Source organism: Proteus sp. G2669 (assembly GCF_009915245.1).
GTDB lineage: Bacteria > Pseudomonadota > Gammaproteobacteria > Enterobacterales > Enterobacteriaceae > Proteus.
On the sequence record NZ_JAABLX010000020.1, the window covers coordinates 40,627 to 57,068 of the forward strand.

Genomic DNA, 16,442 nt, shown 5'->3' on the forward strand with positions numbered 1-16,442 from the left:
TAACCCTGTTATGTCCGTACTTGGTCGTATCCACTCATTTGAATCCTGCGGTACTGTTGACGGTCCCGGAATACGTTTCATTGTTTTCTTTCAAGGATGCTTAATGAGATGCCTCTATTGTCACAATCGTGACACATGGGATACTCATGGTGGGCAAATCGTCACAGTTGATGAATTAATGAAAGAGGCGGTTACCTATCGTCATTTTATGAATGCTTCTGGTGGCGGTGTTACTGCTTCTGGTGGCGAAGCGATTTTGCAAGCAGAGTTTGTGCGCGATTGGTTCCGCGCATGTCAAAAAGAAAATATCCATACTTGCTTAGATACTAACGGCTTTGTTCGTCGTTATGATCCCGTTATTGATGAATTAATGGATGCTACTGACTTGGTGATGCTCGACCTAAAACAAGTCAATGATGAAATTCACCAAAAATTAGTGGGCGTATCAAACCAACGCACACTTGAATTTGCCCGTTATTTAGCCAAGCGAGGCCAAAAAACATGGGTTCGTTATGTGGTTGTTCCGGGTTGGTCTGACGATGATGATTCTGCTCATCGTTTAGGCGAATTTATTAAAGATATGAAAAACATCGAAAAAGTAGAGCTACTACCTTACCACGAACTCGGCAAACATAAATGGGTAGCTTTAGGCGAAGAATACAAACTAGATGGTATTCATCCACCGTCAAAAGAGACGATGGAAAATGTTAAATCCATTCTTGAGTCTTACGGCCATAAAGTAATGTATTAAATTCTTCTACTTAGAATTAATTTAAGAAGCAGCGTTTTTAAGCGCTGCTTTTTTGTTTAATGTTTACTATTAGCCATAATGTTTTTCTCGATGGCAATTTGGGCAGAGAGCTTCAGCATTCTCAACCGTATCACCCCCTCCTTGTGATAAAAATATTTTATGATGTACTTCAAGATAAGGTTCTGATTTATACTCTGGGTTATCTTTATTCTGCTTCTCTTTTCGATTAAATGGCGCAGGTTTTTTACAACATTCACAAAACCCTTTTGCTCTATCTAAAACCTCTGCAACAACATCTGGATTACGTGGATAAACCAATACTTCTCTCGAAATATATTCAAGCCTAGCCGGCGCTTTTTTTAATCTTTCCTGACGAGCTTTTTTTGAAGATCCTCTTGATTGCTTAACCGCATCTTCAAATTCTTCATTGAGTTTTTCTAAAGTCCGATCTTTACTTTGAATCTCTGTATTTAAGTTATTATTTAAAACGTCAAGTAAAACCCTAGATACTTTCTCTGAAAGAGGTTTTCTTAATGATTGTCCTTGCTTACAAAAATGACGTTTAAAATTATTCCAATTATAAGGAGTATCTAGCTTAGGTAAGCTTTTACTTAAAACATCCTCATCTAACTCAATAAATTTATTTAAATATTCATCATCAGGTGCTTTAAATTTTAACCTATTAGGTGATTTGGTGTTTTTTTCATCTACATAGTGACCAACAACCTCAAATAATCCGCATAATTTATAATTTTCATTAGTTTTTATTTTTTGAATAATAAAAACTTTATCTCCTTTTTCAATATTATAAAGGTCACCTACTCGAGCACCTGATAATCCATAACCACTTTTATAATCAAAATTCTTCTTATTTTTATCACCATGTAATGCATAATAATATTTCATTTTTATTCCTATTTATTATCGTGCATTCATTTTACTTAAGACACATACCCTCTTATCAAAGAAAAGGCTGCAAATAAGCTATCTAATACTCCTATTGCTATAACAGAATAATATTGCTTTTTTACTATAAGATTATCCTTAACCTATATTAGCTTTAATACAGTTGATTAATAACAAAACAAAAAGATATTATAGAGGGCTTATATTTATAAACAAAGATATCGGGATTAAGGTACAGGAAATGGAACAAGACAACAATTCATCGCAAACAGAGCCGCAAGAGATCTTTACGCCTATTCCTCAAGCACGAGGTGCTTCAGGCGGAGTGCGTTGGTTAGGACTCGGATGGGATTTAATAAAAGAACGTTTTTGGATGTGGATCGGCGTTATTATTATCTACTTTATCGTTAGTCTTATTATATCAACCATTCTTGGATTCATTCCGCTATTGGGTCCAATCATTTCACCTTTTGTTACTACTGTATTAGCCGCAGGTGTCGTGGCAATTGCTCATCAGCAGTATGAGACTCAACGTATTGATGTTGATACTTTATTCTTTGGCTTTTATAACAAACGTTACCTTAGCTTGATGGGCGCATATGGTATTAGTTTCCTAATTTTACTTGTAGGTTTTATTCTTGCATTTATCGTCAGCAGTGCCGCTATGATGGATATTTTTTATGCTATCAATAGCGATTATCCTGAAGAAATCATTGCTGAAATGATGATGGATAACTCGTCTGGATTTATATTATTTTTTGTTATTATCGCTATTTTTGGTGCATTAAGCACTGCAGCCTATTGGTTTGTTCCTGCGCTTGTATTAGTCAATGGTTATAAAGCATTCCCTGCAGTTAAAGCGAGCCTAGCAGCAGTAAAAATAAACTTATCTGGTGGGTTCTTCTTCTTTATTTTACTGTTCTTTATTATTGCTATTAGTGTTATTCCATTTGGTTTAGGTTTACTGATTACTATTCCTCTTTCCTATACAGCAATGTATGGCTCTTATCGTGATATTTTTTATCATCATAATATAGGAAATCAAGGAAATAACGGTGGCATCAATGGAAATGGTGCAATTTCTCTAAATAAAACCGCTGAATCCAATATTGGAAAATTAGTAAGCTAATATTAGCGTTAACAACCTAAATAAAACAGCAGTAGACTGAAGCAATCTCATCTACTGCTTTTTATTAGCTAAAATAAATCTTATTAGCCTGCAAACGGATTTTTATTATCGTAAGACTTATTGTAAAGTGCGTCAGAGATCAAATAGTTATAAATTTCATCAACAATTTCAATGCCTTCTTTTTCGCTTCTTTGTTCTTCTATTTGGCTATTTTCACCAGGATAGAGAACTTTATCTACATTAGGGGCCGGCTTAATCGCATTTAATTCCCCCATAACTTGTGAGATATGCTCTCTAAATAATGTCGCATCAGTAAAGAATGCAGGATTAATTACAATATGTAATTGGCCTAACTCTCGTCCTTGCGTTAAATCATGATACATCGAGCTGACATGTTTACCAAAAGGAAGCCCAAGCAAAATACCTGATAACACATCGACCATCATCATCAAACCATAACCTTTAGGGCCAGCAATGGGCAATAAGCCTTTTACCGCAAAAGGATCTGTCGTAGGTTTTCCGCTTTCATCTACCGCCCAAGTATCAGGAATATCGACATGACGTGAACGCGCATCAAGCACCTTGCCCCATGCCTGTACTGTTGTCGCCATATCGAATGTAATATGTTTATCACCTACGCCTGGAGCAGAAAACGCGATAGGGTTTGTGCCGTAATACACTTCTGAGCCACCAAAAGGAACAACCATAGGATCAGATTGGCAAAGTGAGATACCTATCATTCCTGCTTGTGATGCCTGCTCGACAAAATAAGAAAGTGCGCCACTGTGACCAATTCGTCTTACACCAACGACTGCGACGCCCTTCTCCTGTGCCATTTTAATTGCGCGTTCCATTGCATCTTTCGCGGCAACATGGCCTGCGCCATTATCGCCATCAAATACAGCGCTACAAGGTCCAGTTTCAGTATAAGTAAAATTAGGTGTGGTATTGGTACCACCTTTGCTAATGCGCTCTGCATAATACTCTACACGCACAGCACCATGAGAATGAATGCCTTTACCATCAGCATGGACTAAGACATCAGCCACCGTATCTGCATGGGCTTCATTTAGCCCAGCATGATGTAATTTATTTTTAATTAATTGATGTAACTGCGGTTTAGAAACTATCATAGAATATGCTCTTTTGTAGGGTTCTATTTAAATAGAAACGTCATAAAATAATTGAGGTAAATTCGAGCGATAGGTCTAATTTAACAGCATAAATAGGATCTGCCGTGATCGGTTTAACCAATGAAGGATTGCGTTATATTTTTGTTAAATAGTCATTTCTTTATTAAAAACCTTTTTATAATAGCTCTTGTTATAAACAAAAAAGTGGAACAATTTCTTGCTCCACTGACTATTTGATCACAAACTCTTTGCCACAGATAATATTATGGAACCGGAACAGCTTCGCCCTTAAACGTTTCTAAAATAAATTGTTTGGTTTCTGGAGATCGTAATTGCGTCATTAATTTAGCAATACGTGGATCATTTTTATCTTCTTCTCTAATCACAACCACATTGGCAAACTTACTGTTTGCGGCAGGCTCGGTATAAATGACTTCTTTGGTTAAATTTAGCCCCGCATTAATAGCAAAGTGTCCATCAATAGAAGCAACATCCGCTTCACCATTTTTATAAATTTGTGGTAATAATGGACCATCATAAGTAAATAGGAATTTTATATTACGAGGATTTTCTACAATATCATCAATTGTAGAATCATCAGGATCGATGCCTTCACGTAATTTAATTATCCCTTCGTCTTGGAACAGTTTTAATATATGTCCATGCTGTGCCAGATTATTACTACTTATCATTTTTGCACCATTCGGTAGATCTTGTAAGCTTTTATATTTCTGTGAGAAAAAACGATAAGGGTGCATATGTACTGCACCTGCTGATACTAATTTCCAGTCAGGGTGATCAGCAAGTGTTTTATTTAAATAAGGCACATGTTGAAAGAAGTTTGCATCTAATTCTTTTTCCGCTAATGCCTGATTAGGAATAATATAGTCATTAAAGACTCGAATATCTAACTCTAATCCTTCTTTTGCTAATTGGGGTTTTATAAACTCAAGGATTTCAGCATGAGGTGTACTTGATGCACCTATAATTAATTTATTTTCTGACTTTTCATCAGTTGGCTTACAAGCAGAGAGCGCGAGGCTAATAAGTAGCAGTGATCCCAGTTTTTTAAATACTGTTAATTTCATTGGTATAACCTTATTTTTAAATTTAATTTTTAATTGAAGTATTTTTTAATTAGCGCTTATCTATATTTCGTACAACACTATCTCCCAATAACTGAATACATAATACAATCAATAAAATCACTAATGTTGCAATCCAAACTACATCAAGATGGCTGCGCTGAAATCCTTCTAAATAAGCTAAATTTCCTAATCCACCGGCACCAATCGCCCCCGCAACAGCCGTTCCTCCAACTAAAGAAATTAATGTCACGGTTAATCCAGAAACCAGCGCAGGGGATGATTCAGGCAATAACACTTTAAATATTAATGTAGGTAAATTAGCTCCCATTGAAAGGCTTGCTTCTATGACACCTTTATCAACTTCACGTAGTGCTAATTCAACCAATCTTGCGTAAAATGCGGCAGCTGAAATCACTAATGCAGGTAGTGCTGCGTTAACACCTAATATGGTTCCCACAATTAATTTAGTAAAAGGAAACAATAATATAATTAAAATAATAAAAGGAACTGCCCTAAAAATGTTTACAATAAATGAAAGTGCTCTATAAATAGAAATCTGCTCTTTATAACCTTCTTTTGCTGTTAAAAATAATGTGACACCAATTAAAATCCCTAATAAGCAAGATAATAAACCCGAAACTAATGTCATATATAGAGTATTTAATGTTTCTTCTCCTAAGACATTGAGCTTTAAATGAGGAAAGTAACTATTAACTAAAATTTGTATTTCATCCATATCACACAACCGCTATATTAAAATTATTGCTCTCAAGGTATTGTATAATTTCATTAGATTTATTATTTAATTGTAAGTAAACAAACCCATTTTCTTGTGAGAAATTTCCTTTTATCAAATTAATAGGTTCATTAAATTTAGAAATCAAATCATAAAGAAAATAATCATATTTTTTACCTTCTTGTAATAATAATCTTATCACTGTGCTTTGTTGTTTTATATTATCAATATCATCATTATTATCTATTACCTGTGTTGATTGAGATAAAAATTGTTGCGTCACTTTATGTTTGGGTTGATTAAATATTTTTAGCACTTCACCTTGTTCTATTATTCTTCCTTGTTCAATAACTGCAACTTTGTTGCATATTGCTTTTACAACCTGCATTTCATGTGTGATCAACACTATCGTAATATTCATTTTTTTATTAATTTCAGCAAGCAATGCTAAAATTGTTTGTGTTGTTTTTGGATCTAATGCAGATGTTGCTTCATCACATAATAAAACATCAGGATTGTTTGCTAGCGCTCTAGCAATACCCACACGTTGCTTTTGTCCACCACTTAATGTTGATGGATATTCATCTGCTTTATCAGCAAGCCCAACCAACGTCATAAGTTCACTCGCTCGCTGAGAACGTTGTTTTTTATCTAAGCCCGAAATTTCGAGTGGAAATTCAATATTTTCTCTAACTGTGCGTGACCATAATAAATTAAAGTGTTGAAAAATCATGCCAATCGAGTGACGAATTTTACGGATCTCACGCTCACTACTGGTAGTAATATTATATTTACCTACAATCACCTCACCTTTGCTAACAGGCTCTAAGCGATTTAATAGTCGGATCAAACTACTTTTCCCAGCACCGCTATAACCAATGATGCCAAAGATATCTCCCTGCTCAATATTCAAATTAATATCATCAACAGCAACAGTTTGCTTTTTCCCTCGCTGATAAATTTTGCTGACATTTTTTAGTGTTATCATTTTAATCAACTCACTCATTAAATGGAAATCTAGACGGCTAAACATCTAGAAATCCAAATTAATGTTAATGAGAGGAATTGTCAAGCAGGGAATGAAAATGAAATAAACAAAAAGGGCATACCTTAGAATTAAATTATTTCTACTGGTTTTATTATTGAATTTTTAATTTGTAATTGCCTTATAGTCTAGATTTAACTATCACCATAAAATAAATTAATAGTGATAAATATTTATTACAGATAATAAAAAACCCCCTGCCTAAGCAGAGGGTTAAATTATTAATACTCAATTAATTAGAGAATAATTAACCGATATATTCTAAACCGTTCATATAAGGACGTAACACTTCTGGAATTTCAATACGGCCATCAGCCATTTGATAGTTTTCCATGATTGCGACTAAAGTACGACCTACTGCTAAACCAGAACCGTTTAATGTATGAACCAGTTGAGTCTTCTTGTCACCTTTAGAGCGGAAACGTGCTTGCATACGACGTGCTTGGAAATCCCACATATTTGAGCATGAAGATATTTCACGGTATGTGTTTTGAGCAGGAACCCAAACTTCTAAGTCGTAAGTTTTGCGTGAACCAAAACCGATATCACCTGTGCAAAGCACAACTTTACGATATGGCAGATTCAGTAATTGCAACACTTTTTCAGCATGGCCTGTTAGCTCTTCTAATGCTTCCATTGATTTTTCAGGATGAGCAATTTGAACCAGCTCAACTTTATCAAATTGGTGCATACGAATAAGACCACGAGTATCACGACCATAAGAGCCTGCTTCTGAACGGAAACATGGTGTATGAGCCGTCATTTTCAATGGTAAATCGTCTTCTTCGAGAATAACGTCTCTTACCATGTTAGTAACAGGGACTTCTGCTGTTGGAATCAGTGCATATTGGCTTTCTGCTTCTTCTTCTAACGGTTTAGTGTGGAATAAGTCTTCACTAAATTTAGGTAACTGACCTGTACCGTACAGAGTTGCGTGATTAACCAAGTAAGGAACATACATTTCTTGGTAGCCGTGCTCTTCGGTATGCAGATTCAGCATAAATTGTGTGATAGTACGATGTAAACGTGCAATTTGACCTTTCATCACAACAAAACGTGAACCCGTAATTTTCACCGCAGAAGCGAAATCTAAACCATCAGTCAGCTCACCTAAAGTCACATGATCTTTTAATTCAAAATCATAGCTCTTTGGTGTGCCCCAACGAGAAACCTCTACGTTTTCGCTATCATCTTTACCATTTGGCACAGCATCATCTGGCATATTCGGGATAGTTAAAACGTAATCACGGATTTCCGCTTGAAGAACTTCAAGTTCTGCTTTTGCAGCTTCAAGTTTTTCACCTAACAGGTTAACTTCCTGACGAAGTGGCTCAATATCTTCACCACGCGCTTTTGCCGCACCGATGGACTTCGATCGAGAATTACGTTCTGCTTGCAGGGATTCGGTTTCAACCTGTAACACCTTACGGCGTTCTTCTTGTTGACGGATTTTTTCCACATCGAGGGTGAACCCCCTGCGAGCCAGTTTTTCGGCGACCGCGTCTAGCTCATTACGCAGTAGATTTGGATCGAGCATGCTTATCCTGTGCTTATTGATAGATTAATAAAAACCTTCTCTCCTATCTTATAAAAAAGATATCTGAGACAAGGCATAGTTAAGAAATTAATGATAATTTAATAACCTTACCGCATCTTTACATTTTGCGATAGCGTTTTGTAGCACTATTTTGATCTTGTTGAGAAAGCCAGTCTAATTTCTCTGCAACCTTGATCTCTAACCCTCTTTTTACTGGGTAGTAGTACTGCGTATTGGCCATTTCTTTAGGAAAATAAACCTCTCCTGCCGCATACGCATTAGGCTCATCATGCGCATAACGATACTCAGCACCAAGCCCCATTTCTTTCATCAGTTTTGTTGGCGCATTACGCAAATGCTCAGGCACATCATAATCAGGTTTACTTTTTGCATCTGCAATAGCTGCTTTAAATGCGGTATAAACTGCATTACTTTTGGGAGCACAAGACAAATACACAATGGCTTGCGCAATCGCGCGCTCACCTTCAGCAGGCCCTACACGCGTAAAACAATCCCATGCAGCAATAGCGACTTGCATTGCACGAGGATCAGCATTACCTACATCTTCTGATGCGATTGCCAATAAACGGCGAGCAACATAAAGTGGATCACCACCTGCTGTTATGATCCTTGCGTACCAATAAAGTGCTGCATCGGGTGCAGATCCTCTTACTGATTTATGCAATGCAGAGATAAGATCGTAAAAGCGATCGCCTTTATTATCGAAACGCGCACTACGCTCACCACTGATTTCAGTGAGTAACGCAGGTGTCAACATGCGTTTTCCTTGGCTATCTACTTCGGCAATATCAGCCATCATTTCAAGTAAATTTAATGAACGACGTGCATCACCATTAACCAATTGTGCAATCATTTTACGAGTATCATTAGGTAAAATGATATTGCGCTCACCTAAGCCACGTTCAGGATCATCCAGTGCTTGTTGTAGCACTAGCTCAATATCTGCTTCGGTTAATGAACGTAATAGATAAACCCTTGCTCTGGATAGCAACGCGGAATTTAATTCAAAAGAGGGATTTTCAGTCGTTGCGCCGATAAAAGTGATCGTACCATCTTCAATATGAGGTAAAAAAGCATCTTGCTGACTTTTATTAAAACGATGAACTTCATCAACAAATAGTATTGTTCTACGCCCAGCATTACGATTTTGGCGCGCAATTTCAATAGACTCTCTGATTTCTTTAATACCCGATGTTACCGCAGATAAACGTTCTATATCAGCTTGTGCATAGCGACCAATAATCTCAGCAAGGGTTGTTTTCCCTGTTCCTGGTGGCCCCCATAAAATCATGGAATGCAATTGCCCCGCCTTAATAGCACGAGGTAATGGCTTACCTTCGGCAAGTAAGTGCGTTTGCCCGATATATTGCTCCAATGTTTCAGGCCGCATTCTTGCAGCCAGAGGTTGGAACTCATTGCGTGAAAAATCGAGTGATAAATTACTCAAAATATCCTCACTGACGTTGGTCATCCACAGTCACACCCGCAGGAGGTGTAAAGCGAAATGCGGATGCATCGATTGGCGCAGCTGTTTGAGCAGTTAATTGATAATTACTCACCTGGCCATCTTGTTCTGTGGCAGCAAATTGCTGGATTTGCCCATTAGGTAACACGGTGATCGTAAAATGTTTTAAGTTATTTTCTACTTTTGGCGTTAGCTCAAAACGGTCACCCGTTTGTTTAACTTCATAATTTTGCCATTCTTTACTGTCGTTACGCGCGATCAACATAAACGGAGTATTGGTTGTAGCACTTTCAAGCCAGCTCGCAGTAACTTGCTCCACAAAGGGATTATAAAACCATAATGTTTTACCATCAGAAATCAGAGTGCTCTCATCAGGTGCGGTCATTTGCCAATTAAACAAATCAGGGCGTTGTACTTTTAAATTTCCTTCCCCTTTTTGAATAAGGGCACCTTCATTGCTAGTGACAGTTTGGCTGAAGTTAGCTTGAAAACTATTTACTTTATTTAATCGTTGTTGCAGATCTTGACGCGCATCAGCCCAAGCGGCTTGGCTACTTATTAATGTCATCGCACACACTGCAAATAATACTTTTTTCATTCTACAAGCCTCGGCATGAGATTACGCCGACATAATGTCGGCGTATAAATTTTAATGATATTGTGCAGGTTATCATGCTATCTCATTAGCTGATAACTGAGTTTTCAAGATATTACATATCAGAAGGTGGTGGTGAAAGTACATCACGGGTATTGTTGTGATTTGGCGTACTGACAATACCTTGCATCTCCATTTGCTCTACAATTCTTGCGGCACGGTTGTAGCCAATTCTAAATTGACGTTGTACACCAGAAATAGAAACACGTTGTTTTTCAACAACAAATGCTACCGCTTGGTCAAATAAAGGATCTAGCTCTTCACTATCGTCATAACCACCACCATTACCACTTTCGCCTTCTTCACCACACTTAGTAATAGCTTCAATATATTGTGGACGACCTCGTGCTTTCCAGTCAGTTGCCACAGCATGTACTTCATCATCGCTAACAAAAGCACCATGAACACGCTCAGGCACAAAACCATTCGGTGCATAAAGCATATCACCCATGCCTAATAATGATTCAGCACCACCTTGGTCTAAAATAGTTCGAGAGTCGATTTTACTTGAAACGGTAAAGGCAATACGGCTAGGAATATTAGCTTTAATTAAACCAGTAATAATATCAACTGAAGGTCTTTGTGTTGCAAGTACAAGGTGAATACCTGCAGCACGCGCTTTTTGTGCTAAGCGAGCAATCAGCTCTTCCACTTTTTTACCGGCTGTCATCATCAAATCAGCAAATTCATCAACGACAACAACAATATAAGGTTCTTTTCCTAACGTCGGCATTTCCGTTGCCATACTGTCAGTTGATTTCCAGAATGGATCAGGAATAGGACGTGCCATTGCTTCAGCTTCTTTAATTTTTTCGTTATAACCAGCAAGGTTACGCACACCTAATGCTGACATTAGTTTATAACGACGTTCCATTTCAGCCACGCTCCAACGCAGCGCACTTGCGGCATCTTTCATATCTGTAACAACTTCTGTTAGAAGATGTGGAATACCTTCATAAACTGAAAGCTCAAGCATTTTAGGGTCAATCATAATAAAGCGAACATCTTCTGGTTTTGCTTTATAGAGAATGCTGATGATCATCGCATTCACACCGACAGATTTACCTGAACCCGTTGTACCAGCAACAAGTAAGTGAGGCATCTTAGCAAGATTGGCAACAACTGGCTGACCACCGATATCTTTACCTAAAACAACTGTCAGTGGAGAACGGCTATCACGGAATGTATCGCTATCTAACAATTCTCGCATATATACGGTTTGACGTTTTTTGTTAGGTAATTCCAGTCCTACATAAGGTTTCCCCGGAATAACTTCAACAATACGTACCGCAATGGCAGACAATGAACGCGCTAAGTCGCGTGATAAATTTGAAATACGCGCAGCTTTAACACCTGGCGCAAGTTCAAGTTCAAATCGCGTGATAACAGGCCCCGGTGAAATACCAACCACCTTGGCTTTAACACGATAATCATTAAGGCGTGCTTCAATAAGCTTTCCAACACGCTCAAGCTCAAACATATCAACAGGCTCATCTTCTACTGGCGGTGTTGTTAACAGATCCAGAGAAGGCATTGGCGTGGTTGGTTTTTGCAGCGGTCTGTCATTACGCATCAAGAATGGATGAATTAATGATTCTTGTTGCTGTTGCTGTTGCTGTTGCTGTTGCTGTTGCTGTTGCTGTTGCTGTTGCTGTTGCTGTTGCTGTTGCTGTTGCTGTCCAAAATGCTGAGCCATATTGGGCTGTGGTTCAATACGTGATTGCGATGCAGTTTGAGGTGCCGCAGGTGGCGTAACAGGTTCAGAAACAATCGGCGTAAATACTGGCTCTATTGGCTCTTCATCCAATAAATCATCAATAGGTGAGAAAGCTTCTAATGCGGTGAGTTCTCTTTCTAATTCAATTTTTGGGGTGTACTCTTCCTCTTCATCATCACGAGGTGAGATTTGTAAAAACGCATTACTGGTTGGATACTCTACTTTTTTCTCCATTGTTTGCGTTGGTTTTGCTGATTGTGAGGCAAACGAATGTTGAATATGAGGTTGATAACCCGTAGTTGCTTGTAATGAAGATGCTGATGTTGATATTTGAGGTAAAACTTCATCTTCGTCATCATCTAACGAAACCTCATCACCATAACGATCCTGCAATTGTTGCTTAAATTGTGCAGCTAGCTGTTGCTGTTCATAAAGCTCATTCTCATCAAGAACATTGCTATTATCTTCTGCTGAAGAGAATGTATTTGCAGTAACAGTAGGTTCGTCTCGATAATTATCTTGTTGATGATTAAAGGAAGAAAGTGGCGTCTCAATATTCGGCTCATAATGAGAGGCAGATTGCTCAATAACCTCATCAGCTTCGTCGCCATAACGTTCACGTTGCTGTTCAAGAAATTGTTGTCGTAATTGCTGTTCAAAATTCGCTTGCTCTTGGATATCAGCTAATTCATCTTCAGGCTCTGATTGAACAGCTTCTTCACGGCGGCGTAGCTCTGCTTCACGTTGCGAAGGAATATGAATACCATAGAGCTCTCGACGAGTAGGCAAACGTACTGGATTTGGTCGTGGCAATTCAGGCCCTAAACCTTGTTTAACTTGTGCTCCGTGGCTTACTAGGGCACTTGTTGTGGCTCCGGCAGTCACCGTTGCGGCTTGTGTTAAGGTATCATCACTATCTGGTGCCATTGAAAATGTAGGTTCAGCTCGTCCAACAGGCATAAAACTATCTACAGGTTGTGCAATAGGATTATTTTCAACTAATGGCTTCACAGAAGATATGTTCTCTTCTGGAATTGAATAAACAGAATGTTGCGAAGCACTAACTTCTGGCTGAATATCTTTTTTAAGGAAGGCTTCAGGAATATCAAAACGGTAATGTTCCGGTATTTCTTCTGTTATTTCGGACGTATTTTCTACTACAGACTCCGCTATAACAGGTGCAACTGGCGTTAATGATTGAACATGATCGTCGGTATCATTTGTTGCACTGAATGAAGGTAAATCATCTTCTTGTTGCGTTTTAGGAGGTTTCGAGGAATCAATATCTTGCTGACGAGCAAGTTCAAGCGCTGAAGGTGCAGAAAATAAGATGTCATCACTCTCTTCTGTTGTTAGTTCTGATGCTTGTTTTTCTGTTTGATTTGAATGCTCAGTAACATCATCAACAAAATCTTGAGTGTTATCATCTTCTTCGTCTTCGTATTCAGCATCGTGTTGGCCTCGATTAGTAATAAAACCCACCGTACCAAGGATAACTGCACCAATTTTTTCGGTGATCGTTAGCCACGACCATCCTGTAAATAATGTAAAACCAACTGCCCAAACAGATAACAGTGCAAGCGTTGCGCCTAATACATTAAACCAAGGTAATAATGCCTTACTAAATAAACTGCCAATAACACCGCCTGAACTAAAATTATAGATATCATCAAAATTAAGATCAGCTAATGCACAAGAGGTAAAAACCAGAGCCAAGGCGCCAATCGTGCGAAGTGCAAGGGAGAAAAAATCAGTATATTCGCGATTTTTTTGGTAGCGCAGTGAATTCCAACAACCAAAAACAACCACAATAGGAATAGCATAGGCGAGTAAACCAAATGCTGAAAATAGGATATCAGCTAGCCATGCTCCGATACTGCCACCTAGGTTTTGAATAGGTTCATTCCATGTGGTTTGTGACCAGCTAGGATCAGAGGGATGAAAGCTAAATAAAGAAACCATCAAAAAGACAGCACCAATCCCGATTAAAATGAGAATAGCTTCCCAAACACGACGACGGTTACTTATCTTTGTTAAACAAATATTTTTGTCTTCTGTATATTCCTGGCTCAAAGAGGGCTCTCCAGGTTTAACTTAGGGTTAAATTAAAACGGAACAACGCTGAGATATCTCAGCGTTGAAACTGTATGCATAAACAGGAGTGTACCTAATTTTTTCCTGCTTTGCACCAACCTATTAAGTTGGCTTAGCGAGTTTTGATTACAAGGCGGTTACTTTGTTTAACTTCTTCCATAACCACGTAAGTACGTGTGTCATTAACACCCGGAAGACGTAACAGAGTTTCACCCAGCAATTTACGGTAAGCAGACATATCAGGTACACGAGTTTTCAACAGATAGTCAAAATCACCAGAAACTAAATGACATTCTTGGATTTCTTCAAGTTTTTGAACAGCCATATTAAATTGTTCAAAAACATCTGGCGCGCCACGGTTTAGTGTGATTTCCACAAATACCAATAATGATGCATCAAGGTAATGAGGGTTTAACAGCGCAGTATACCCAGAAATAAATCCTTGGCGCTCTAAACGACGTACACGCTCTAAACAAGGCGTTGGTGATAAACCAACACGTTTAGATAACTCAACGTTTGAAATACGACCATCTTTTTGGAGCTCATTTAGAATATTCCGGTCTATTCTATCAAGATCTTTACCCGGACGTTTTTTATTATCAATCATCTCTATACTCTCTTTCTCTTTTTCTCTTACTTTATTTTCCTATACCCATACCTGTACACCTTCAGCATCAATGTCGAAACTTCGGTATCAAACGGTCAGAGCAAACTACCAATCTATTTTCTTTTAATGCCAGATAAAACATCTATTTTATCTAAATACTCATTAGCAAATATTGCAAAGTAACTATCTTACACCCTGTCTGTCGAAAAATTGTACCTATAACATCCGAAGATAATTATCTTTAACAATCATGTTTTCGCAAATGTACAGCGGATTGTCAAAGCAAATGAGTAAAAATCAGAACAAGGCGCTATGTTATTCTCTATATACGCAAGATAGTCATCAATTGTAAAGCAAAATGTTTCATGTTGATTCGATGATGTTAGCCCAATATAACTCTATAATTATTAAACTATATTAGTATTAACTATTGCTAAAATAGCTAAAATATTATGTCTATTTCTCGTCATTGGCTTTTTTTAACGTCTTATTTCTCCTACAATCCCCCAATTCGCATCACGCCTAATCAGAGATGAGGTACACATGAGCACCATCAAACATAGCAAACTTATTATTTTAGGTTCAGGCCCTGCGGGTTATACCGCTGCCGTTTATGCTGCAAGAGCAAACTTAGAACCAGTACTGATTACGGGTGTTGAAAAAGGCGGTCAGCTGACAACAACAACAGAAGTCGAAAACTGGCCCGGTGACCCTGAAGGGTTAACAGGCCCAGGCTTAATGGATCGCATGTTTCAGCACGCTGAAAAATTTAATACAGAGATTATCTCTGACCATATTAATAAAGTCGATCTGAAAAACCGCCCTTTCCGCCTATTTGGTGATGAACAAGAATACACCTGCGACGCATTAATTATCGCTACAGGTGCTTCTGCACGTTATATCGGCTTACCTTCAGAAGAATCTTTTAAAGGCCGTGGTGTCTCTGCTTGTGCAACCTGTGACGGTTTCTTCTATCGTAACCAAAAAGTCGCTGTCGTTGGTGGCGGTAACACTGCAGTAGAAGAAGCACTGTATTTAGCCAATATTGCATCCGAAGTTCATCTGATCCACCGCCGTGATTCATTCCGTTCTGAAAAAATCTTAATTAATCGTTTAATGGACAAAGTAAACAGTGGCAATATTATTTTGCATACTGATCGTACTTTAGACGAAGTTCTTGGCGACGATATGGGTGTAACCAAAGTTCGTTTAAAAGATACTAAGAGCGATAAAACCGAAGAATTAGATGTTATGGGTGTGTTTATTGCCATTGGACATAGCCCTAATACGGCTATTTTTGATGGACAATTAGAATTAGATAACGGTTACATCAAAGTACAATCAGGCACACAGGGTAATGCAACTCAAACCTCAATTGAGGGTGTTTTTGCAGCAGGTGACGTAATGGATCACATTTATCGTCAAGCAATTACCTCTGCAGGAACAGGCTGTATGGCCGCTTTAGATGCAGAACGTTACTTAGACGCACAAAAATCTAACTAAAATCATCACTTCCTTTCAAGGCGCTATTTCAGTAGCGCCTTTTACCATGTAACAT

Annotated in this window: 13 protein-coding genes; 3 read left to right on the forward strand and 10 right to left on the reverse strand. The window is 38.2% G+C overall.

Annotation, left to right across the window (positions count from 1 at the left end; genetic code table 11):
* Nucleotides 1–10 precede the first annotated feature (10 nt).
* Nucleotides 11–751, forward strand: a complete 741-nt coding sequence (gene pflA, locus GWI68_RS05555; protein WP_036938126.1) for a pyruvate formate lyase 1-activating protein — start codon at nucleotides 11–13, stop codon at nucleotides 749–751.
* A gap of 69 nt (nucleotides 752–820) precedes the next feature.
* Here the strand turns inward: pflA and GWI68_RS05560 are convergent, their stop codons facing one another.
* Nucleotides 821–1,657, reverse strand: coding sequence for an HNH endonuclease signature motif containing protein (locus GWI68_RS05560; RefSeq protein ID WP_166539642.1), 837 nt, complete (start codon nucleotides 1,655–1,657; stop codon nucleotides 821–823).
* A gap of 241 nt (nucleotides 1,658–1,898) precedes the next feature.
* Here GWI68_RS05560 and GWI68_RS05565 point away from each other — a divergent pair, with 241 nt between their 5' ends.
* Complete coding sequence (locus GWI68_RS05565; RefSeq protein WP_166539643.1) at nucleotides 1,899–2,786, forward strand: BPSS1780 family membrane protein; 888 nt, start codon at nucleotides 1,899–1,901, stop codon at nucleotides 2,784–2,786.
* A gap of 83 nt (nucleotides 2,787–2,869) precedes the next feature.
* Here GWI68_RS05565 and allD read toward each other — a convergent pair whose 3' ends face one another.
* The 9 genes from allD to lrp all read right to left on the reverse strand — a co-directional run bounded on the left by allD (nucleotide 2,870) and on the right by lrp (nucleotide 14,884).
* A complete protein-coding gene (gene allD, locus GWI68_RS05570) occupies nucleotides 2,870–3,919 on the reverse strand; it encodes an ureidoglycolate dehydrogenase (protein WP_166539644.1) in 1,050 nt (349 codons plus the stop codon).
* A gap of 263 nt (nucleotides 3,920–4,182) precedes the next feature.
* Entirely contained in the window at nucleotides 4,183–5,007 is an 825-nt protein-coding gene (locus GWI68_RS05575) for a MetQ/NlpA family ABC transporter substrate-binding protein (protein ID WP_166539645.1), read from the reverse strand.
* Between the two features lie 49 nt (nucleotides 5,008–5,056).
* Nucleotides 5,057–5,743 (reverse strand): methionine ABC transporter permease, encoded by a 687-nt coding sequence (locus GWI68_RS05580; RefSeq protein ID WP_166539646.1) that lies wholly within the window; start codon nucleotides 5,741–5,743, stop codon nucleotides 5,057–5,059.
* Between the two features lies 1 nt (nucleotide 5,744).
* Entirely contained in the window at nucleotides 5,745–6,776 is a 1,032-nt protein-coding gene (locus tag GWI68_RS05585) for an ATP-binding cassette domain-containing protein (RefSeq protein WP_243733303.1), read from the reverse strand.
* 259 nt (nucleotides 6,777–7,035) lie between these two features.
* Nucleotides 7,036–8,325 (reverse strand): serine--tRNA ligase, encoded by a 1,290-nt coding sequence (gene serS, locus GWI68_RS05590; protein WP_166539647.1) that lies wholly within the window; start codon nucleotides 8,323–8,325, stop codon nucleotides 7,036–7,038.
* Between the two features lie 118 nt (nucleotides 8,326–8,443).
* Entirely contained in the window at nucleotides 8,444–9,793 is a 1,350-nt protein-coding gene (locus tag GWI68_RS05595) for a replication-associated recombination protein A (RefSeq protein ID WP_166539668.1), read from the reverse strand.
* A gap of 7 nt (nucleotides 9,794–9,800) precedes the next feature.
* The gene (gene lolA / locus GWI68_RS05600) at nucleotides 9,801–10,409 is read right to left on the reverse strand and encodes an outer membrane lipoprotein chaperone LolA (RefSeq protein ID WP_109408785.1); all 609 of its coding nucleotides are present in this window, start codon (nucleotides 10,407–10,409) and stop codon (nucleotides 9,801–9,803) included.
* Between the two features lie 112 nt (nucleotides 10,410–10,521).
* Nucleotides 10,522–14,256, reverse strand: coding sequence for a DNA translocase FtsK 4TM domain-containing protein (locus tag GWI68_RS05605; RefSeq protein ID WP_166539648.1), 3,735 nt, complete (start codon nucleotides 14,254–14,256; stop codon nucleotides 10,522–10,524).
* Between the two features lie 133 nt (nucleotides 14,257–14,389).
* The gene (lrp, locus tag GWI68_RS05610) at nucleotides 14,390–14,884 is read right to left on the reverse strand and encodes a leucine-responsive transcriptional regulator Lrp (protein ID WP_004244566.1); all 495 of its coding nucleotides are present in this window, start codon (nucleotides 14,882–14,884) and stop codon (nucleotides 14,390–14,392) included.
* Nucleotides 14,885–15,427: 543 nt separating this feature from the next.
* Between lrp and trxB the strand changes: the two genes are divergently transcribed.
* Entirely contained in the window at nucleotides 15,428–16,387 is a 960-nt protein-coding gene (trxB, locus tag GWI68_RS05615) for a thioredoxin-disulfide reductase (RefSeq protein WP_036938142.1), read from the forward strand.
* Nucleotides 16,388–16,442: the final 55 nt, after the last annotated feature.